This window comes from Rhodopseudomonas sp. AAP120, assembly GCF_001295845.1.
GTDB lineage: Bacteria > Pseudomonadota > Alphaproteobacteria > Rhizobiales > Xanthobacteraceae > Rhodopseudomonas.
On record NZ_LJIC01000119.1, the window covers coordinates 23,995 to 44,631 of the forward strand.

The window sequence follows — 20,637 nt, forward strand, 5'->3', positions numbered from 1 at the left end:
CCTACCAGCAAAATCTGATCATCATCCAATATCGATTATATTTTTCAATCATGTGACGGGTGCCGACGCGTCCTCAGCGACCGAGTCGTGGATCCGGTGCTCCCGCCGGCACCGGTCTTGTTGAGTTCAAAAGCGAGTAGGCAGCATGGCCACCGCCGTTCGAGGGGGCGGTCGCGGAAGTGACGCCTGAGGAATGGTGCCTCTGGTGAGCGGCTTTGCGCGGCTAGCCGAACGAGCGGCCGAGATTTTCGTACACCGCCGGCCGGGCACGGCGGATCCAGAGTGCGAACAGATAGCCGGCGATGCCGATCAGCACGAGCGCGACCGGCAGGCCGTCGATCGCCAGCGACTCCGAGCCGCTGACCAGCGCCAGATTGGCGATCATCGTCACCAGGCAGGCGGCGAGCCCGAGCGCGCTGAGCGCCGGTGCGATCAACGCCGGCCACAGGCCGATGCCGCGGCGGTTGTTTCGGAAAAACGTGATCACCGCGCCCGACACCACGATCTGCACCATCAGGATGCCGAGACTGGCGAAGGTGCTCATCCAGGCGAACACCACATCGTAGGGGCTCGCCTTGGCGAGCACGAACAGCAGCGTGGCGACGAACAGCACGGCGGTCTGGACGATGCCGGCGACATACGGCGACTGGTGCACGTCGTGGGTGCGCGCGACGTGACCCGACGCGATGCCCTCGCGGCCGAGCGCGAACAGATAGCGGTTGATGGTGTTGTGGAACGACAGCGTGCAGGCGAACAGGCTGGTGATCAGCAGCGCGTTCATCACGATCCCGGCGACCGCGCCGAGCCGCGCCTGCACCGCGGTGAGATACAGAGTCGAGGCATGATCCGCCGCCTGCTGGGCGATCTGCGACGGGCCGTAATGCACCGCGACGGTCCAGCTCGCGAACGCGTAGAACAGCGCGATGATGCCCACCGCCCAATAGGTCGCGCGCGCGATGGTGCGCTTCGGATCGCGCGCTTCCTCGCCGAAGATCACGGTGGCCTCGAAGCCGATGAACGACGCAACTACGAACACCAGCGCGACGCCGAAGCCCGACGAGAACACCGCGCTCGGCCCGTAAGGCTTCAGCGACACGCCCTCGGGCCCGCCGCCGCCGATCAGCACCGCGATGCCGAGCAGACCGAGAATGGCGATCTCGGCGATCATGCACAAACCGAGCACCCGGCCGCTGAACTCGATGTTGCGCGCGCCGCAGATATAGACGGCCGCCATCAGCACGACCGCATAGACGAACCAATGAATCTCCGGCCCGCCTGCCGACACCATGATGGTGTTGCCGAAGAAGCCGAACAGCCCGACCACGGCGATCTCGATCGCGAGGTACGTTGCCAGCGTGACGAAGGCGCAGGCCAGCCCCGCCGGCCGCCCCAATCCGTTGGCGATGTAGGCGTAGAACCCGCCGGCGCTGCCGACGAAGCGGTTCATCGCGGTGAAGCCGACGCTGAAGACGGCGTAAAGCACGCCGACCAGCAGATACGTTCCCGGCACGCCCGGGCCGTTGCCGAACGCGAACGCAGCCGGCGAAGCGCCGACCACGGCGGTCAGCGGTGCCGCCGCCGCGACCACGAAGAACACGATGTGGGCGACGCCGACCGCGTCCTTGCGCAGATCCTGCCGCGCCTCGCCTCCAGTCGTCACCGACATCCTGCTCTCCCCGTCAAAGCACTCACCGCCACAGCTTCTCGTCGCCGGAATACTCCGTCCCCGGCAGCTTGCCGGGCGTCAGGAATGCGCCGAGCACGTTGCGCATAAAGGTCGCGGTGTTGTTGTCGCCGCCCTTGCACGGCAGCGCCTGGCTCCAGGCGATCGAGCCGATCGACAGGCAGGCGCCGTCGTTCGCCGTGGTGAAGTAAGTGATGTCGGCGCGGACCTGCGGATCCTGCGTGCCGCCGCGGCCCGGAAAGGCGTAGGCGACTTCTTCGGAGACCAGCGGGTAGTTGTCGGAATGGCCGTGCGACGCCGCCAGCAGCAGCGCATGCGGCGGCGTACCGAGCGCGAGGTCGTAGCGGTCGATCTCGAGGCCGGCGGCGCCGCCGAGGCCGAGGCCGAAATCGCCGATCTTCTCCTGCGGCCCGATGCCCTCGAACATCCAGGCGGCGCGGCGGTGGAACGAGTCCGGCATCCGCTCGAACGGCTGCGACTCGTCCATGCCCTCCGAGGTGAAGCCGACGCCGACGATCTTCTGCGGCGGCCGGCCGCGCGAGCGCCACAGGCCGGAGCGTTCGCCCGTGGTGGCGAGATAGCCCTCTCCCGGATCGGCCTGCCACGCGCGCGAGCCGGTGTCGAGCTTGCGCACCTCCATGCAATGCGGCTCGTCCTCGCGCAGCCCGCAGACCCAGTAATAGCCGTTACCGCCGAGATACATCAGCCGGCCACCGGCGCGCATGTAGTCCTCGGTGCCGTCCAGCATCTTTTCGGAATAGTATTCCGGATGCGTGCAGGTGATGACGGTCCGATACGGCGCCAGCGCGGCGGCGCCGCCTTCGTGGAGATCGTGATCGGTCAGCACCTCGAAATCATAGCCGGCATGATCGAGCCACCAGATCAGCGACAGGTCGGCCGGCAGCGCCCATGGCACCCCGATCGAGCCGGCGCGGAATTTCGGCCGCATGTTGATGATCGGTCGCCGCCACGAGGTGTAGCAGCAGCCGGCGCCGTCGCCATGGTGGTCGTAGGTCGACAGGCCGAATTCCTGCAGCTTGTAGTTCTCGATGTCCTCCTCGCTGAGGATCGGCGTGTGCGCCACGATCGACTGCGCGACCGGCGAGCCGAACGCGAGCTGCTCGTTGGCGTAGGCGAGATACGAGAACGTCGCGATCAGCACCGCCAGCGGCGCCTTCGGCTTGGCGGCGGCGACGAAGAACGGGATGTGATCCTCGGCGTCCCCGGCGCGTAGCCGCAGCGCATAGACACCGCTCTTCAGATCATCCGGGATGGTCAGCGTGACAGTCGGCTGCCATTTGGCGTCGGTCAGCGCGTCGTCGTGAAATGCGATGCCGCCATACTGCGACGGGTTGAGCCGATAGCAATCGTCGCGGCCGGCCCAGTTCCAGCCGGTCATGCCGCGCACCGGGCGATTGACACCCTGCGCGTGCAGCCCGTTCGGGCCGGTGTCGACGATGGTGTCGCCGATGCCGCTGTCGGTGTAGCCAGCGGTCGTGTCCCAATGCGCGATGCACGGCACCGCGGCGGGCGGCGTTCCGCTGCGCAGGATCTCGGCAATGTCGGCATCGGACAGCACCGCGCCCGCGACGCCGGCGCGGTCGATCTTGCCGTTGTAGAGGATGCTGACGAAGCGGCCGCGCAGGTCGTTCTCCTCGCTGCCGCCGGCCCACAGGAACGGGATCGCGGCGCCCGGATCTGCCGGCTTCACCTTGAGCGTCTCGGTGACGTGAGAGTCGTAGTCACGCGGCACGACCGGACCGGTCAGCGAATTGTAACGGTTGACGACGCCGACCTGATGCAGCCGCACCTCGCCGCTTGCGGCGCTGTAGCTCGCCGCGACGAAATACCAGACCCGCTCGACCAGCGGGATCTCGGCCGCGACGTGATCGATCTGCGCGCCGTCGCCGACCCAGAATTCCAGCTTCCCCTCGGCGCTGATGCCGAGGCCGTAGCCCTTACTCGCAACGACGTCCCATTTCGACAGGATGGCCTGCCGCTTGATGCCGGGCTTGGTCGGATACACGAACGCATACAGCGTGAAATCGCCGGTCGGCATCAGCAGCTGCCGCGGGTCGTCGACCACGGCATGGCCGCCGAGCTGCGTGAATTGCCGCTTCACCGCGATCGTCGCAGGGATCGTGCTGACGACCTCCTGCTCGACGAAGCCGGGCCCCTCCGGGCTTTCGTCGCCGTGCAGCAAGCGGACGAGCTGCGCGTCGACGTGGTCGGTGCCCTCGCCCGAGATCATGAACGAGACCGTCTGGCCGGCCTTCACCGACAGCGGGTCTGCATAACCATGGATACGTTTCGTCGCCATCGCCGGGCCTTCAGCTTTCGAGCAGATCGTTGACGCGGAGCAGGAACACCGCGTGGTACACCTCGTCGAGCGTGGCGTAGAGCTTGTCGTCGACCACGCGCGGCGGATGGCCGGGTCGGCCGGAGAACGCCATCACCTTGTAGGAGCAGCTACGGAACGGCCCGACCCGCATGATGGCGTATTTGTCCGCCAGGTCGGCGCGGCGGAAGTAGTTCAGCACGCGGTCGAGCGCGTCGGAATGCTGGCCGAGCGGCTTCATCTTGTGCTCGGCGATCAGCTCCGGCGTGATCATGGTCTTGAGCTGGTCGCGGATGCGCTTGTCGAACAGCCGGTAATAGACCTGCTGTTTGTCGGCGATCTCGGTGGCTTCTTCGGGCATCACTTCACCCCCCTTCTCGGTCCGCACCGCGCGGCGCTCGCTCTTCTTGCGGTTGCGGAAACTGCGGAACTGACCGCGCACGCCGACCAGGCCGTTGTGCGCGGTGGTAGCGACCAGCACCATCACGGCGGCGATCAGGATGATGCGCAGCGGCCCGAGGTCGATCAGCCCCTTGTCGATCAGCACCACGATCGCGGTGCCGACCACCGCGCCTTCGGAGCGGCCGAGCCCGCCGATCACGATCATGGCGAACATCACCAAGAGCTGATCGAGCGAAAACACGGTGAGCGAGATCGAGCGATAGAACATCGCGTAGAATGCGCCGATCGCGCCCAGCGCCGCCGACGAGATGATGAACACCCACAGCCGCGCGCGGCGATAGTCGATGCCGACCGCCTCGGAGAACGCCTCGTCCTCGCGCGCCGACTGCAGCAGGATGCCGAGCCTTTCGCTGTTGACGAGGCGGAACACCAAGAGCGCGCACAGCAGCAGCACGAAGGCGCCGGCGAAGCCGAGCAACAGGCCCGGTCGCTTCAGCAGCCAGTCGGCCGGGATGAACGAGGCGACCTGATTGATGCTGCCGTTCGACGGCGCCAGCGCCTTGATCTGCGACACGAATACGCGGCAGATCTCGGCGACGCCGAGCGTCAGCAGCGCGTAGTACAGCCCGTCGAGCCGGGTCGACGGCAGCGCCAGGATGGCGCCGATGACGAGCCCGACCAGCGCGCCGATCGGGATCAGCAGCGGCCACGGCACGCCGAGATAGACGTTGGCGGCGGCGGCCGCATAGCCGCACAGCCCGACCACCGCCATCGTCGCCAGCGAGAAGATGCCGGCGGTGCCGATGATCAGCGTCCAGATCACGTTGATCGCCGCATAGATGCAGAAGATCGACGCCACCGTGATGCCCTGGTCGCTGAGGAATGGCGTCGTCACCAGCAGCGCGCCGAGGCCGAGCGTCCACCACAGCGGCCGCTTGTCGTCGAGGCTGCGCTCGCGCACCAGCGAACGCGGGTTGATCCGGCCGCGCCACGCCAGCCAGTGCCGCTTGGTGAACGGCACGCGCCAGCGCTCCCACGCCGCCGCTCCGGCCGGCTTCAGCGTCAGTTCGTGCGGCCGGCGTCCGACCTGATAATAAGTGCGATCCGGCGTCTGATCGGCCACGCCCTACTCCCGCGTTTCGTCGAGCAGGCCGCCAAGTCCGCGCGGGCGCGCGACGAGGACGGCGATGATGACTGCGAACTGGACGAACAGCACGTAGCGCTGCCCGAGGAACGGGACGATGCCGGTGATCGCCTCGACGAAGCCGATCAGCACCGCGCCGGCCACCGCGCCCGGCACCGAGCCGAGGCCGCCGAGCAGCGCGATGGTCAGGCCCTTCACCAGCGGGATCGCGCCGGCGGTCGGGCTGACGAACACCGTCTGCGACAGCAGCACCGCGGCGAGCCCGGCGAAGGCGCCGGTCAGCATCATGATCGGCAGCGCGGTGCGCCGCGCCGAGATGCCGGACAGCGCCGCGCCCTCCATGTTCTGCATCACCGCGCGGATCTCGAGCCCCATCCGGCTGCGCCGCAGCCACAGCAGCGTCAGGCCGAGCACCGCGATCGTCGTCAGGATGGTGACGATCTGATCGATCCGGAGCGACATCCCGAGAATATCAGTGCGGCCGATGCCGAACACCTTGGGCAGACTCTTCTGCTGCGGCCCGAACCACCACAGCAGCGCCTGCACGGTGGCGAGGTTGATCGCCATGGTGATGATCAGACTGCGCACCGCGAAGTTCGGCTTGTCGTGGATCGGCAGGAAGGCGATCAGATAGATGACCACGCCGCACAGCGCGCCGACGACGATGCCGGTCAGCGCCAGCAGCACCGCCAGCGCCGGGTTCGACCACGCGGTGGTGGTGATCGCCGCCTTGACCAGCGGCGTGAACCATTGCGCGGCGAGGAAGGCGCCGTAACCGGACACGGCGAAGGTCGCGCCGTGCGCCATGTTCACCATGCCGACGCTCGACCACAGCAGCGAGATGCCGATCGCCATCAGGCCGTAGATCGCCCCGAGATACAGCGCATACAGAACCAGCCCAGCATCCATCAGACGAGATCCACGTGGCCGACTTCGCCGCGCAGGCGGCCGGCGTGCATGCCGATCATGCGATCGACCTTGCCCGACAGGAGTTCGACGTTCTGCTCGGCGATCACCATCGCCTTGCCGTCGAGCGAAATGTTCATCAGCGCATCGACGACGCGCTCCGAGATCTTCGGCGCGAGGCCGAGAGACGGTTCGTCGATCAGATACAGCTTGGCGTCGGCCATCAGGGCGCGGCCGATCGACACCATGCGGCGCTCGCCGCCGGACAACTTGCCGACCAGCGAGTCGCGCAGTTCGCGCAGCGGCGGAAACAGGTCGAAGACCTTATCGGCCCGCGCGTCGCGGCCGTGCCAGGCGTCTTTGGTGTAGGCGCCGCAATCGAGGTGCTGGCGCACAGTCAGGCCCGGGAAGATCGCGTCGCCCTGCGGCGTCATCGCGATCCCCATCCGCACGATGCCGGGCGTGCGCCGCCCCTCGCCGAGCGAGCGCGAGCCGCCAATTTCGGCCTCCTCAAACCGCACCGAGCCGCGCTGCCAGCCGACCAGATGCATGATGGCGCGGAACAGCGTGGTCTTGCCGTGGCCGTTGAGCCCGACGATGGCGAGCCGCTCGCCCTTGGCCACCGCGAAGTCGATCTCGTGCAGCACGCGCAGCGGCCCGTACCCGGCCGACAGGCCTTCGATCTTCAGCAGGTGCTTACTCATGCCGCGCCCTCGAAATAGGCGGCACGCACCTTGGGGTCCTTGAACACGGTTTCCGGATCGCCCTCGGCGATCACCGCGCCGAGATCGAGCACGACGATGCGGTCGGCGATCGCACCAAGCAGTTCGAGCCGGTGTTCGATCAGGATGACAGCGATGTGATACTCGTCGACCAGCTTGCGCAGGAGGAGGTCGAGTTCGGCGATCTCGGTGTTGATCAGCCCCGACGCCGGTTCGTCCATCAGCAGCACCTGCGGGCGGCGCATCATCAGGCAGGCGAGCAGCAGCTTGCGGCGATCGAAGGTGTCGAGCGTGCCGGCGAGCCGCGACCACGACACTTCGAGGCCGACGAGGCGCGCCGCCCATTCGGCGTCGTGCACCGACATATAGGGCCGATACGCTTTGCGGGCGGCACGGAACACTTCGCCGACCGTCAGCGAGTTCGGCACCACCGGGCTCTGATAGGTCCGCGCCACGCCGCGGCGGGCGCGCTGGAAGATGTCGAGCTTGCCGAGCGGCTGCTGATCGAGAAACACCTCGCCGCGCTGCGGCACGTAGCGGCCGGACAGCACTTCGAACAGCGACGTCTTGCCGGCGCCGTTCGGCCCGATCAGCCCCAGCATCTCGCCGCCCCGCACCGCGAGCCCGACGTTCTTGAGGATCTGCCTGCCGCCGAGCGACAGACTGACTCCTTCGCAGCCGAACCGCGCGCCCTCGATCATCGCCCTGCCCGCCGGCCCGCTCAGAACCAGGGCGCGGGCTTGAGCTTGGCCTCGGCGAGCCCGTCCGGCGCGATGATGGTGTGCTTGCCGTCTTGCACCTGCAGCAGCAGATGGCTGATGCCGGCATTGGCGTCCTCGGTCTGCCACGGATGCACCAGAGGGCACTGTTCGGGCCGGTCGAACGTGTAGGTGCCGCACACGCCGGTGTACTTGGCCTTGCGGATCGCCGCGCCGACGCCGTCGAAATTGCTCGGATCGACGCTCCCCCAGATCTGCGCCAGCATCTTGGTCATGTCGTAGCCGCTGCCGGTGTAGACGATGCCCATGTTGTCGCCGAACCGCTTCTTGTAGGCGGTGCGGAAGGTGGCGGCCGGGCCGGTCGCGTGGGTGCCGATCACCGTGCCCCACACCATGCCTTCGGCGGTGCCGCCGGCGAGGCTGAGAAACTCCGGCTGGCTCGGGCCGTATTGCAGATAGACCAGCGAACCCTTGACCGGATCGCCGGAGAACTGCTGCGCAAACGCCGCCAGCTCCGCCGCCACCCAGTGATCGATGAACAGCACGCCGGCGTCGGTGTCGTGCAGCGCGCGCAGCACCGGCGCCCAATCCTGGACGGGATATTGGATATCGGTGACCGCGCCGACGGCCCATTTGCCTTTGGACTCGGCAATCGCCTGCTGGGTCGCCTTGGAGATCACCTGGGTGTAGGCGATCTGCTCCTGGACGATGTGGATCTTGTTGTTCTTCGGCTTCCAGGCGCCGCTCTCGACCAGCTTGTCGAGATAGCGGATGAAGCCGTAGCCATACCAGGTCTCGGCCCCGTCGATCTGGAAGATGTTCTTGTACTTGGTCGGGTTGCCCTTGACGAGGTCGAGCGACGCCTGCCCCGTATTGCCGTGCAGATACGGCACGCCGGTTGCAGCGGCGGCATCCATCGCCGGCTGCGGGATCAGCACGAAGGCCGAGGTGATGGCGTGGACCTTGCGGCCGTTCAGCGCCTGGAACGCGCTCACCGTGCCCTCCGGCGACAGCACGTCGATATCGACGACTTCGAGCCGGAGCTTGCGACCCTTGACGCCGCCGGCGGCGTTGATCTCGTCGACCGCCAGCGTGCTGCCGTTGAGCCAGTCCTTGTGATCGCCGACGCCGACCGGCGACGACTGCGCCGTCGGCACGCCGATCAGGATGTCGTCCGCGGCCTGCGCCGGCCGAATGAAAGGCGCCGCCAGCATCGCGCTGGCTGTCCCGAGAAGTAACTCCCGACGTCCGATACCCGAGCTCATGCGCTGCCCTCCGCTTTACTGACGGTGCAAATCATAAGCAACGCCGTTCGCGGCTGACCATGATGCGAATGCATCCCCCGGCGGGGCGCTTGCTAATCCTTCGGAACTGTTTGTTACGTATCAGGCGACGTTTGCTGCAACGCGGCCTCGCGCAACGAGGGAAGTGAGCTCAGCGCCGTTTGCGGCCCGGCTTGTTCTGCACCGCGGTGAGAAACGCCCGATCGGCCTCGATCCGCTTCTCGAGATACGTCGTCACCGCCTTGATCCGCGCAATGTGGAGCAAGTCTTCGTGGACGGACAGCCAAATATCACGGGTGGTGAACAGCTCGGGCATCACCGGCCGCAGCGCCGGGTTGGCGGAGGCCACATAAGACGGCAGCATCGCGATGCCCTGCCCTTCGGCCACCGCGATCGACTGCGCCACCAGGCTGGTGCTGCGGAAGATGGTGTGCGGCGGCCGCAGCACGTCGGACAGCCAGCGGTTTTCCTTGCTGTAGATGTAGTCCTCGATGAAATCGATGAAGGCGTGGGTTTCGAGCTCCTTCACCGTCGTCGGCGGGCTGCGCTGGGCGAAATACGCGTCGGTGGCATATAATGAGATCCGGAACTCGCCGAGTTTCTTGATCGACAGCCGCTTGCCCTGCGGCCGGAAGAAGCTGACGAAGATGTCGGCCTCGCGCCGGCTGAGATCGAGCAGCCGGGTATCGGTGATCAGCTCGATCTGGATCGACGGGTAGATCCGGTTGAAGTCGGCGATGCAGCGGGTCAGATAGAAGCTGCCGATGCCCTCCATCGCGGCGATCCGCACCGCGCCGCCGGCATCCGCCGTATCGGTGCCGAGCGCCTCGACGATGGAGTTCGCCTGGCTTTCCATGCCCTCGGCATATTGCAGCAGCCTCATCCCGATCTCGGTCAGGGTGAAGCCCGACTTGCTGCGCTTGAACAGCGTCGAATTGAGGCTGCGCTCCAGCTCGCGGACGCGGCGGCTGACCGTGGTGTGGTCGACCTTCAGCTTGGCGGCGGCGCGGACCAGGCTGCGCTGCCGCGCCACCTCGAGAAAATACACGACGTCGTTCCAGTCGTACCTGATGGTGCGCTGAGTCTTCGCCACGCCCGCCGCCGTCTCCCCGGCACGGCCGGCGCCGATGCGCCGGCCTTCCGTCTGTGTGCGGACAGCCACCCTTCGGGACTACGCCGCGACGATGGGAGCGTACGTCTCCACCAGCCGGTTTGCAAACATGTCGACCTTCGGGATCATCATCTTCTGCCGGCACACCGCGAGATCGATATGCTTGGGCATCACCGCGCCGAGCTTCATCACCCGCGGCGCCGCGACGTTGATGTCCCACTGCGGGAAGCCGGTCGGCGGGATGACCACGCTGCCGCCCGGATACGGGCTGTCGACCCGGTTGGCGAGCACGACGGCGACGCGGTTGTCCTCGGCGCGCGGCACCGCCAGCAGTTCGCGTTCGAACGGCTCGCGCAGCGCCGCCGGCCACAGGATGATGTCGGCCGCGCCGATCGCGAGGCAGCGCGAGGTTTCCGGAAACACCGCGTCATAGCCGGACATAACCCCGATGCGGCCGAACACCGTGTCGAACACCGGATAGTCGAACCCGGCCACCGCCCATTTGCGCTCTTCGGCGGTGAGATGCGTCTTGCGATAGCGCCCGATCTCCTTGCCGTCCGGCCCCATCAGCACCGTGGTTACATATAGCCCCGCCGCCGCGCGTTCGACGATCGGCGCGGCGATCAGGCAGCCGTAACGGCCGGCGATCTTGGCCACCGCCGCAAGGTTCGCCGCGGCCTGATCTGCGGCGGCCGCCGCTTCCGCCGGCGTCAGGATGTAGTGCGCGCTGAAGGCGTATTCGGGAAGCGCGATCACCTTGGCGCCGAGCTTGGCGGTGTGGTCGACCATGTCGAGCACCTCCGCGACGCTGCATTCCGACGTCACGTGCATCTGAACGGCAGCGACCTTGGTCACCGACTTCGACGGGATCAGCGGACGATCGGCGACGCCGTTGACCGGCGTCTCCTCGTACGGCAGCGCCATGATGCCGTATGTCTCGGGGCGGCGGTCGGCGATCTTGTCGTTGGCGGTGTAGATCGACTTGTCGGCGGCTTCGTCGAGATCGATGGTGGCGATCGACATCCCGTGAGTGTCGTACGGCACCTTCGACAGCACCCGCCCCTTCGGATCGACGATCATGCTGCCGCCCGGATAGTAGATCGAACGCTCGTAGCCGGCCTTGGTGGCGGCGACCAGCCACAGCCCATTCTCGTAAGCGCGCGCCGGCCCCCACATGTCCGCCTGATCCATCGCAAAGAAATTGGCCATGTCGACGATCACCTCGGCGCCCTGCATCGCCATCGACCGGAAGATTTCCGGGATGCGACCGTCGAAGCAGATCAACAGGCCGATTTTGCCGATATCAGTATCGACCACCGGGCAGCCGCGCTCGCCGAACGCGAACCAGTTCTGGTCGTGGGTGGCGAGGAACTGCTTGTGATAGTGGCAGGCCACCTCGCCATTGCGGTCGAACATGACGCCGGTGTTGAAGATCTTCTCTTTGGCCGGATCCCATTCGGTGATGCCGCTGGCGATATAGACGCCGTGCTTGCGGCTCAGCGCCGCCAGTGCCTTGACGAACGGGCCGTCGGTCAGCGTCTCAGCGAGCTCGCGACAATGCTCGGGCGAGTCGAAGAGATAGCCGGTGTCCATGCATTCGGGGAACACGATCAGTTCGGCCCCCTGGCGGACGGCGTCCTCAACGTAACGCGTCGCGAGCGCGATGTTGAAGTCGAAATCGCCCAACTTGGCGAGTGTCTGCACCGCAGCGGCGCGAAACCGGCGCTTCGTCATGTCAGTCTCCAGATTTTATAGTTGGTTCTGATCTTTCAGGCCCGGCTCAGCCGGCGCCCGTCATTTCTTCACTTCCTGCCAGAAGCGATCGAGGCAGTGACGCTTGATCGCCATGAAGTCGTCGCCGGTGGTCACCGCGCGATCACGAGGCCACGGCAGGCCGATCTCGACGATCTCCGCGACCTGGGTCGGCCGCCGCGTCAGCAACACCAGTTTGTCGGCCTGCTCGATCGCCTCGTCGAGATCGTGTGACACCAGCAGCATCGTGGTCTTCGTCTTCATGAAGATCTTCTGCAGCTGCTCGCGCATCGACATCGTCATCTCGTAGTCGAGCGCCGAGAACGGCTCGTCGAGAAACAGCACCTCCGGCTCGGTCACCAGCGCGCGCAGGATCGACACCGTCTGCTGCTGCCCGCCCGACAGCGTGTACGGATAGGCGTTGAGGTCGATGCGGATCTCGAACTCCGCCAGCAGCTTCTCGATCCGGCGCTTGCGCTCGGCGCGCGGCACGCCCATCACCTTCAGCGGGTAATGGATATTGTCGATCGCCTTCACCCAGGGAAACAGCGCCTCGCGATAATTCTGGAACACGTAAGAGATTCGCGTTTCGCTGATGCGCTGGCCGTCGTACAGCACCTCGCCGGCGTCCATCGGCATGAGGCCCGAGATCATGTTGATCAGCGTGCTCTTGCCGCAGCCGTTGGGTCCGAACACCGAGATGAACTGGCCGAGCGGCAGATCCAGATCGAAGCCGTCATAGACGACGGCATCGTTGAAGGTCTTGCGCAGGCCGCGGATCGTCATCTTCCGCTGCCGTGCGGACTTGGCGGCGGCTGGTGCAGGTTCGGTCATCGGCTCCGGCCGCAACTGGACGACACTGCGGGCGCTCATTCGCCGAGGTCCGCCTTGGTCAGCATCTTGTCGCGGACGTTGATCGGCCCCTGCACCACACCTTCGCTGATAAAGACATCGACCAGCGCCTGGTACGACTTGATGTCGGTGTCGCTCAGATCCTTGAAGCCGCGCAGATAAGGCTGCGCCACCAGATCGAGCTGGTCGGCCTTCATCGGCGTGTAGGCCGGCAGCACGGCCTTGTACTTGGCGAAGTCGGCGTTCACCAGATCGGTCGCCTGATCGATCACCGCGACGACGCGGCGAGCGACGTCGGGCCGCTCGGTCAGGAACTTCGTGGTCATCACCGACGCGCCCGAATAGAATGGATCGGCGATCACGCTGGCGACCGGGTTGGTCATCGCGCGCTTGGCCTTGCCGGACGCCACCGCGATTGAGCCGACCGGCTCCAGCGACAGCGTCGCATCGACCGTGCCGCCGACCACCGCCGGGACCTGCATGGCGACCGCGAGATCGACCAGCTTGACGTCCTTGTCCGGATCGAGGCCGGCGGCCTTGACCATGTGGCGCGAGATCGTCCGCCACTGGATGCCCGGCACATGGCCGAGCGTCTTGCCCTTCAGATCCGCGAAGCTCTTGATCTCGCTGTCCGGCTTGACGATCAGCCCGTCATTGATGCGGTCGACCTTGATGCCGCCGCCCTGCAGCCCGAAGATCTTCAGCTTGCCGGGAAACTTCGCCTCCGCGATCATCGCGATGCCGGCCGCCGCGCCGGGCGGGCCGAAATCGGCGCGGCCGGCGATCAGCGCGTCGATGATCTGGTTCGGCGATTCCATCTTGGCGGAGTCGATCTCGATGCATGCCTTCTCGAACAGCTTCTGATCGAGCGCCACGTAGTACGCGGTGGTCTGCATGATCGGCAGCCACGCTGCCGACACCTTGTCCATCTTGGCGCAGGCGGCCGAGGCCTGGCCGGACGTCGCCGATACGGCGGCGGCGATAGCAGCGGCGCACAGAACGGATGTCTTCATCGCGAGGTCTCCTTCGAGTGACGGCAAGCGGCGCGGCTTATTTGCCGGACCAGTGAATCAGCGAGCGTTCGAGAAACAGCAGCACCAGGTTCAGCCCGTAGCCGAGCGCGCCGGCGATCAGGATCGAGCCGTACATGTCGGTCAGCGAGTACGAGATCTGCGCGTCGATGATGCGGTGGCCCATGCCGTCGGTGGCGCCGATGAACATCTCGGCGACGATGATCACCACCAGCGCCAGCGACACCGCGGTGCGCAGGCCGACGAAGGTCTGCGGCAGCGTCTCGAAGAAGATCACGTCGCGGAAGATGCGTAGCGACGAGGCGCCCATCGAGCGCGCGGCCAGCACCCGCGTCTGCCGCGCATTCATCACGCCGTAGGCGACGTTGAACACGATCACCAGCCAGGCGGCGAACGCCGCCACTGCGATCTTGGCGAGATCGCCGAGCCCGAACAGCAGCAAAAACAGCGGAAACATCGCGGTCGCCGGCGTCGAGCGGAAGAAGTCGACGATGAACTCGACCGAGCGATACACCGCCGCCTTGGCGCCGAGCACGATGCCGATCGGCACGCCGGCGACGATCGCGATGGCGATCGAATAGCCGACGCGTACCATCGTGTGCGCGATGTCCTTGCTCATGCTGCCCGACCACAGATTGATCGCGGTGTCGCGCAGCGTGTCGGTCGGCAGCGGCAGCAGATCCTTGTTGACCCAGCCGCCGCGCGCCGCGAGCCACCACACCACGAACAGCGCGATCGGCCCGAACGCGAGTTCGCCCGCGTGGCGCAGCCGCTTGGTGGTGAGTTGCGAGATCGGATTCCGCATGGCGCTTCGATGTCCGTACTAATCGGCAGCAAGTTCGTGCGCTCATCATCGCGCATTGTTGCCGGGTGAAAACGCCCAATTGTGCAACACAATGTGCAAACCTGCATATTGAAATGCTGCCGCGCCCCGATCAATTGGTAATCATACAAAGACCAATTCGTGAGCAATGCGCGCAGATTTGCTGCAGAGGGCGACGTTCACGCGACGCGGCGCGGACGCAGGTGCTCCAAACGGCGGGGCGTGACACGGGCGAGCTTGCTACGTCAGCTCCGCCGTTGCGAGCGAAGCGAAGCAATCCAGAGGCCGCAAACCGGTTCTTTCCTGGATTGCTTCGTCGCTTCGTCCCTCGCCATGACGACGTTCACGGCCTCATTTCACGGATTGAATTCTCGGCCCGACACTCGGCATGACGGCGCCCGAGCAGCCCTGCGGCTTCGATCCAGCGACGACGCCTGCTAGCTGGTCGCGGAGCTCGTCGCCATCGAGGCCAGCATGGCGCGGTTGCTGAGTCCGAGTTTGCCCAAGATGGTCTGGGTGTGATTGCGCACGGTGTTGGGCGACATCGCCAGCAGCCGGGCGATCTCCTTGTGCGTGAGCCCCTTGGCGATCTCGTCGGCGACCTGCCGCTCGCGCGGCGTCAGCGTGTCGAACGCCGCTGCCGGCCGCAGATTGACCAGGTGGAACGGCCGGCTGAAGTAACCGCCGAGCCGGCGGCTCTGCACCACGACGCCGTCGGTGACGCTGCGCGTCGGCTCCGCGGACGGCGACGTGAAGGCGAACGGCAGATAGTTGGCGCGCGCGTCGGGCCAGCGTTCGCGCAGGAAGCGCAGCGACTCCGGCGGGGCGAACACGATCCGACCTTCGTCGTTCACCAGCAGCGCGGCGCGGCCGCTGTCCGCCTCGCAGCGTCGTGCCGACAATCGCGCCAGATGATCGATCGCGCAGCGCACGAACCGCGTCTCCGCATCGTCGAGCGGCCGCGCGCCGCGGTCACCGCGATAGAACGACATGAACAGCGACGGCTCGCCGTCGGCGCGCAGCTCGCAGACCACCGTCATCTTGCGGATGTTGTAGCGGTCCGACAGCGCGATCATGCCGTCGGTGTGGCGCCTGCCCTGGCGATCGTAGCAGGCGTGTGCACTGCCGGTCGCGATCACATCGCGGGCGAGCAGATCCTCGCGGCGGATGCCGTCCCAGAAGCTTTGGAAATCGTCGGGCAGGCCGTAAGCGACGGCGCCACAGACCTCGACATCGTTGCCGTTCCACAGATCGGCCCAGCCGGCCCAGCCGCAATCGGCGTGCAGGATGTCCGCGAGCTCCGCGATACTCCAATGCAGCAACGCGGCCGGGTCTTCGCTCCGGCTGCGCTCGTGAAGCCGCAGCACGAAATCGCTGAAGGCGCTGACGTCGGTGACTGCACCCATCGCTGCTCCCAGGAAGAACGGGCGGCTGCCCGGCCCGCTCGTTCGAGACCCGTGCAACTAATGCAACTTTAGTGCCATGACGATTTGGCAACTTGACATTTTCCGCCAGCTTGCGCCGCGGACGGAACGACGTCCAGCGATTTGCGAGCCGATGTCGCGACCGTCGCGGAGCGACCGACGCCGCTCGCCGATGCGATTCGTCCTCCCGCGCTGTCGATTCGGACATCATCGCGACGGCGGGCCCCGGCAAAGGGCCTCTCGACCATCCCGGCGGGGCACGGGCGATCATTGGCGCGCCAACGCGCGCATGACCGCTGCCCACGGCCAATGGTGCGAAAATGCCAGTTTTTCGGGTGCTTTCAGAAGTTCGGGGAAGCTCTCGGGCTGCCCGCACGAACCAAGGTAAAGTCCGTGGTGCGCTCGGAGGGACTCGAACCCCCACGATTTTACTCACTGCCACCTCAAGGCAGCGCGTCTACCAATTCCGCCACGAGCGCTTGGGATCAGTCTGGGCTGAGCGCCCGACCGGATCGACGGCGCCCATTTAACAAATCAATGATGGGGGTACAAGACCGTCATCGGCGATCAGGCGACCGCGTCAACATTTGTTTGACCTCGACGGCGATCCGGTTGCGATCCACCAGCACCACGCCGCTGGCGATCGGCATGTTGTTGGCGAGGATCTTGACCTCGTCGGCCTCGGTGGCGTCCAGTTCGATGATGGCGCCGCGGCTCAGCCGAAGCACTTGGTGAATCGGCATCGAAGTGGTGCCGAGCACCACCATGAGGTCGACCGAGACTTTATCGAGTGTTGGCACTGGAACCCGGACTGGCAGGCTGTGGAACGAATGTGTGCGAACCTGACCATGTTATGGTTATCCAATGATTAACGACCCCGTTAACGCCCGCCAGACGCTGAATCTGGCCGGGTTTGCGCCGCGCGCCGGCAGCCCGCCGGCCGAATGGCTGATCTCGGACGCCCCGATTCCCTATCCGGAGGCGGTGGCGGCGATGGAATCGCGGGCCGCTGCGATCGCCGCCGGCGAATCGCCCGAGCTGGTCTGGCTGCTCGAGCACCCGCCGCTCTACACCTCCGGCACCAGCGGCCAGGCCACCGACCTGCTCGATCCGCGCTTCCCGCTGTTCGCCACCGGCCGCGGCGGCCAGCTCACCTATCACGGCCCCGGCCAGCGGGTGGCCTATGTGATGCTCGACCTCAAACGCAGGCGGCCGGACGTGCGCGCCTATGTGGCGGCGCTGGAGCAATGGATCATGGCCACGCTGGATGCCTTCAACGTCCGCGGCGAGCGGCGCGAGGACCGCGTCGGCGTCTGGGTCGCCCGCCCCGACAAGGGGGCCGGCTTCGAGGACAAGATCGCGGCGATCGGCGTCCGGCTGAAGCGCTGGGTGTCGCTGCACGGCATCGCCATCAATGTCGAGCCCGACCTCTCCCACTTTCAGGCGATCGTGCCGTGCGGCATCAGCGATCCGCGCTACGGCGTCACCAGCCTGGTCGATCTCGGCCTGCCGGTGACGATGCCCGACGTCGACCTCGCGCTGCGCGCAGCCTTCACCGACATCTTCGGTCCGACGACCGACGCCGCGCGCGCCGCAGCATCCGCCTGACGCCCCTGCGCGACGTCGCCAGAGCGGCGCCGCGCCGCTCGCGATGCGTCGGCAGAGGGCGACCGGTGCGATCCATCGATCGGACCGCGCGCGACTGTCGCAATCTCGCGTGCATCCGGCAACGGATTCCTAAGGATGAATGGCCGCCCGGGTGGCGCCCGGCAACTAACAACGCTTTGCTCACTTTCGGCGCGTAGTTGGAGCTTAGCAGAGTTCCTCGCGGAACCTCGTAAATATCCCTGGTACCAGGACCAACGATGAGCAGTAGCGATGACTTCAACGAGGATCCGGCGATCCGTCTGGCGGCGCTCGAACGGTCGAGCGAAGCCGTCGTCATCGTCGACAGCCGACGTCACGTTCGCTACTTCAACGAAGCGGCCGAGTCGGTCTGGGGCGTCGCTCGCTCCGAAGTGCTGGGGCGCAACGTCGACTCGCTCGGCCTGGGCGAACTGAAAGCGCCGGGTCACGCGCCGCGGACGCCGTGCGAAGCGGCCTGCAACCGCAACTCCGAGGTCGAGATCGGCCGCAAGGACGGCAGCCATATCCGCGCGACGATGTCGGTGTCGCACATGCAGTTCGGCTGCGAGGGTTGCACCATCGCGTTCGTGCGCGACATCACCCGCGAAGTCGAACGCCGCGAAGAGATGGCGCTGCTCACCGCGATCTCCGACCGCACCAGCCGCGCGGTCGTCGTCACCGACCACCATCAGAACATCGTCTACTCCAACGCGGCCTTCACCGCGCTGTTCGGCTACTCGTCCGAGGAAGCGAAAGGACGCGACGCCAGCGAGTTGCTCACCGGCCGTTACACCGACCAGGCGGCGCAGGAGAACGTGAAAGCCTGGAGCCGGGACGACAATGGCGGCGAGCGGGAGATCCTGCTCTACGACAAGAACGGCGACGAGATCTGGGTGCAGGCCGAGGTCAAGGCGCTGCGCAATCCGAGAGGACAGATCCGGCACGGCTTCGCCATGCTGACCGACATCTCGGAATCCAAACAGCTCCGCTCGCTGCAGCAACTGACGCTGGCCGCGCTGGCCGACGAGGTCGAGATCGCGGAGATCGCCGATCGGCTGTGCCGGCAGGTCGAGACGATCGCGCCCGACGTCGTCTCCTCCCTGCTCCACATCGATTCCGCGGGCCTCATTCACCCGCTCGGCGGACCGAGCCTGCCGGCGGACTACTCGCAGGCGCTGGATGGCGTTGCGATCGGTCCCGAGGTCGGCTCGTGCGGCAGCTCCGCCTATTACGGCACGCCGGTGCTGGCGATCGACATCGACACCGATCCACGCTGGCAGCCTTTTAAGGCGCGCCCGCTCGCGATCGGTCTGCGCGCCTGCTGGTCGTCGCCGATCAAGTCCAAGGACGGCCGGGTGATCGGCACCTTCGCCTTCTACTTCCGCGAATCCCGCGCGCCGAGCCGCTGGCATCAGCGCATCATCGAGGCCTGCGTCGATCTCGGCGCGCTGGCGATCGAGCGCAAGGAATCCAGCGCGCAGATCGCCAGGCTCGCTTATCACGACATGCTGACGGGCCTGCCCAACCGGGCGCGGCTGCGCGACCTGATCGCCGAGGCGACCGAGGCCTGCGCGGCCGACCAGCACGTCGCGCTGGCGTTTCTCGACGTCGATAATTTCAAGGACGTCAACGACACGCTGGGCCATTCGGCCGGCGATGAATTCCTGGTCGAGTTCGCGACGCGCCTGCGCGATCAGGTGCAGCCCGGCGACATGCTCGGCCGGCTCGGCGGCGACGAGTTCGTCGTCGTGATGCCCAACCGCGACGCGGCCGCGGCCGGACGGATCGCCGAGCGTCTCTCCGAAGCCTTGACGATGCCGCTTCGGATCGGCACCCGGCAGGTGCCGATGTCGGCAAGCATCGGCATCAGCCTGTATCCCGACAACGCCACCGATCTCGACACGCTGATCCGGCAGGCCGACACCGCGATGTACCAGGCCAAGCGCGCCGGCCGGTCGACCTACCGGTTCTTCAGCGCCGAGATGAACGGCCTGGCCGAGGAGCGGATGGCCTATACGGCGGCGCTGCGTCGCGCCGTCGCGCAGGATGGACTTGAGCTGCGCTATCAGCCGCAGATCAGCACCGCCGACGGCGCCATCCACGGCGTCGAGGCGCTGGCGCGCTGGTGCGATCCGCTGCTGGGCGAGATCTCCCCGTCCAAATTCATCCCCCTCGCCGAGGATTGCGGACTGATCGAACAGATCGCGCTGTGGTCGATCCGCGCGGCCTGCCGGCAGATGCTGCTGTGGCGCAATCAGGGGCTGGATATTCCCTGCATCTCCGTGAATCTGTCGCCGATCAATTTCCAGAACGCGAACCTGCCCTCCGTGGTGGCCGACAGCCTCGCCGAGCACGGGCTGCCGCCCGACGTGCTGATGCTCGAGGTCACCGAGGGCGTCGTGGAGAACGAACGCTCGGGCGCGCTGGCGACGATGAACGTGCTGCGGGCGCTCGGCGTCGGCCTGTCGCTCGACGATTTCGGCACCGGCTATTCCAGCCTCAGCCGTTTGGCGCAACTGCCGATCCGCGAACTCAAGATCGACCGCGGCTTCATGCGCGATATCGAGACCAACGCCAGCACGCTCGCGATCGTCACCACCGTGGTGCGGGTCGGCCAGAGCCTGCGGCTGACGGTGATCGCCGAGGGCGTCGAGACCGAGGGCCAGCTCGCATTGCTCACCGAGCTCGGCTGCGACGTGGTCCAGGGCTTTCTCTATGCGCCGGCGCTGCGGCCCTGCGAACTGGAGCACTGGCTGCTCGACTATACGGCGCAGCGCGCCAGCGCTCTGGCGCGGCGGCTCGGCCGGGCCGCGGCGCCCG

The 20,637-nt window shown here is 66.4% G+C and carries 16 protein-coding genes and 1 tRNA gene; 2 read left to right on the forward strand and 15 right to left on the reverse strand.

All coding sequences use genetic code 11. The annotated features are described in order from the left end of the window. Positions 1–223 precede the first annotated feature (223 nt). The 15 genes from IP86_RS18385 to IP86_RS18455 form a co-directional block, all read right to left on the reverse strand. Complete coding sequence (locus IP86_RS18385) at positions 224–1,666, reverse strand: APC family permease (RefSeq protein WP_054163876.1); 1,443 nt, start codon at positions 1,664–1,666, stop codon at positions 224–226. A gap of 22 nt (positions 1,667–1,688) precedes the next feature. Beyond that, a complete protein-coding gene (locus IP86_RS18390) occupies positions 1,689–4,004 on the reverse strand; it encodes a N,N-dimethylformamidase beta subunit family domain-containing protein (protein WP_054163877.1) in 2,316 nt (771 codons plus the stop codon). A 10-nt stretch (positions 4,005–4,014) separates the two neighbouring features. Continuing rightward, positions 4,015–5,547 (reverse strand): branched-chain amino acid ABC transporter permease, encoded by a 1,533-nt coding sequence (locus tag IP86_RS18395; RefSeq protein ID WP_082364081.1) that lies wholly within the window; start codon positions 5,545–5,547, stop codon positions 4,015–4,017. Positions 5,548–5,550: 3 nt separating this feature from the next. Next, positions 5,551–6,477, reverse strand: coding sequence for a branched-chain amino acid ABC transporter permease (locus IP86_RS18400; protein ID WP_054163878.1), 927 nt, complete (start codon positions 6,475–6,477; stop codon positions 5,551–5,553). Next, a complete protein-coding gene (locus IP86_RS18405; RefSeq protein ID WP_054163879.1) occupies positions 6,477–7,178 on the reverse strand; it encodes an ABC transporter ATP-binding protein in 702 nt (233 codons plus the stop codon). The genes IP86_RS18400 and IP86_RS18405 overlap by 1 nt, the downstream gene beginning before the upstream one ends. Next, the gene (locus tag IP86_RS18410; protein ID WP_054163880.1) at positions 7,175–7,897 is read right to left on the reverse strand and encodes an ABC transporter ATP-binding protein; all 723 of its coding nucleotides are present in this window, start codon (positions 7,895–7,897) and stop codon (positions 7,175–7,177) included. Before IP86_RS18410 ends, IP86_RS18405 begins: the two co-directional genes overlap by 4 nt. A gap of 20 nt (positions 7,898–7,917) precedes the next feature. Then, positions 7,918–9,180 carry an ABC transporter substrate-binding protein gene (locus IP86_RS18415; protein ID WP_054163881.1) on the reverse strand — a complete coding sequence of 421 codons (1,263 nt, stop codon included), beginning with the start codon at positions 9,178–9,180 and terminating at the stop codon, positions 7,918–7,920. A 169-nt stretch (positions 9,181–9,349) separates the two neighbouring features. Beyond that, positions 9,350–10,291, reverse strand: coding sequence for a LysR family transcriptional regulator (locus IP86_RS18420; RefSeq protein WP_054163894.1), 942 nt, complete (start codon positions 10,289–10,291; stop codon positions 9,350–9,352). Positions 10,292–10,369: 78 nt separating this feature from the next. Next, on the reverse strand, positions 10,370–12,043 hold the full coding sequence (locus IP86_RS18425) for a carbon-nitrogen hydrolase family protein (protein ID WP_054163882.1): 1,674 nt from the start codon (positions 12,041–12,043) through the stop codon (positions 10,370–10,372). A gap of 60 nt (positions 12,044–12,103) precedes the next feature. Further along, a complete protein-coding gene (locus IP86_RS18430) occupies positions 12,104–12,934 on the reverse strand; it encodes an ABC transporter ATP-binding protein (protein ID WP_054163883.1) in 831 nt (276 codons plus the stop codon). Next, entirely contained in the window at positions 12,931–13,926 is a 996-nt protein-coding gene (locus IP86_RS18435) for an ABC transporter substrate-binding protein (RefSeq protein WP_054163895.1), read from the reverse strand. Before IP86_RS18435 ends, IP86_RS18430 begins: the two co-directional genes overlap by 4 nt. A 37-nt stretch (positions 13,927–13,963) precedes the next feature. Continuing rightward, on the reverse strand, positions 13,964–14,749 hold the full coding sequence (locus IP86_RS18440) for an ABC transporter permease (RefSeq protein WP_054163884.1): 786 nt from the start codon (positions 14,747–14,749) through the stop codon (positions 13,964–13,966). A gap of 455 nt (positions 14,750–15,204) precedes the next feature. Next, on the reverse strand, positions 15,205–16,173 hold the full coding sequence (locus IP86_RS18445) for a helix-turn-helix transcriptional regulator (protein ID WP_054163885.1): 969 nt from the start codon (positions 16,171–16,173) through the stop codon (positions 15,205–15,207). A 412-nt stretch (positions 16,174–16,585) separates the two neighbouring features. Beyond that, positions 16,586–16,670, reverse strand: a tRNA-Leu gene (locus IP86_RS18450). Positions 16,671–16,748: 78 nt separating this feature from the next. Beyond that, positions 16,749–16,991 carry a FliM/FliN family flagellar motor switch protein gene (locus tag IP86_RS18455; protein ID WP_011503482.1) on the reverse strand — a complete coding sequence of 81 codons (243 nt, stop codon included), beginning with the start codon at positions 16,989–16,991 and terminating at the stop codon, positions 16,749–16,751. Positions 16,992–17,055: 64 nt separating this feature from the next. Here IP86_RS18455 and lipB point away from each other — a divergent pair, with 64 nt between their 5' ends. Together lipB and IP86_RS18465 are read left to right on the forward strand one after the other, a co-directional pair. After that, positions 17,056–17,799, forward strand: a complete 744-nt coding sequence (lipB, locus tag IP86_RS18460; protein ID WP_054163886.1) for a lipoyl(octanoyl) transferase LipB — start codon at positions 17,056–17,058, stop codon at positions 17,797–17,799. Positions 17,800–18,056: 257 nt separating this feature from the next. Then, on the forward strand, positions 18,057–20,637 hold a 2,581-nt coding region (locus IP86_RS18465; RefSeq protein WP_054163887.1), incomplete at its 3' end, for an EAL domain-containing protein.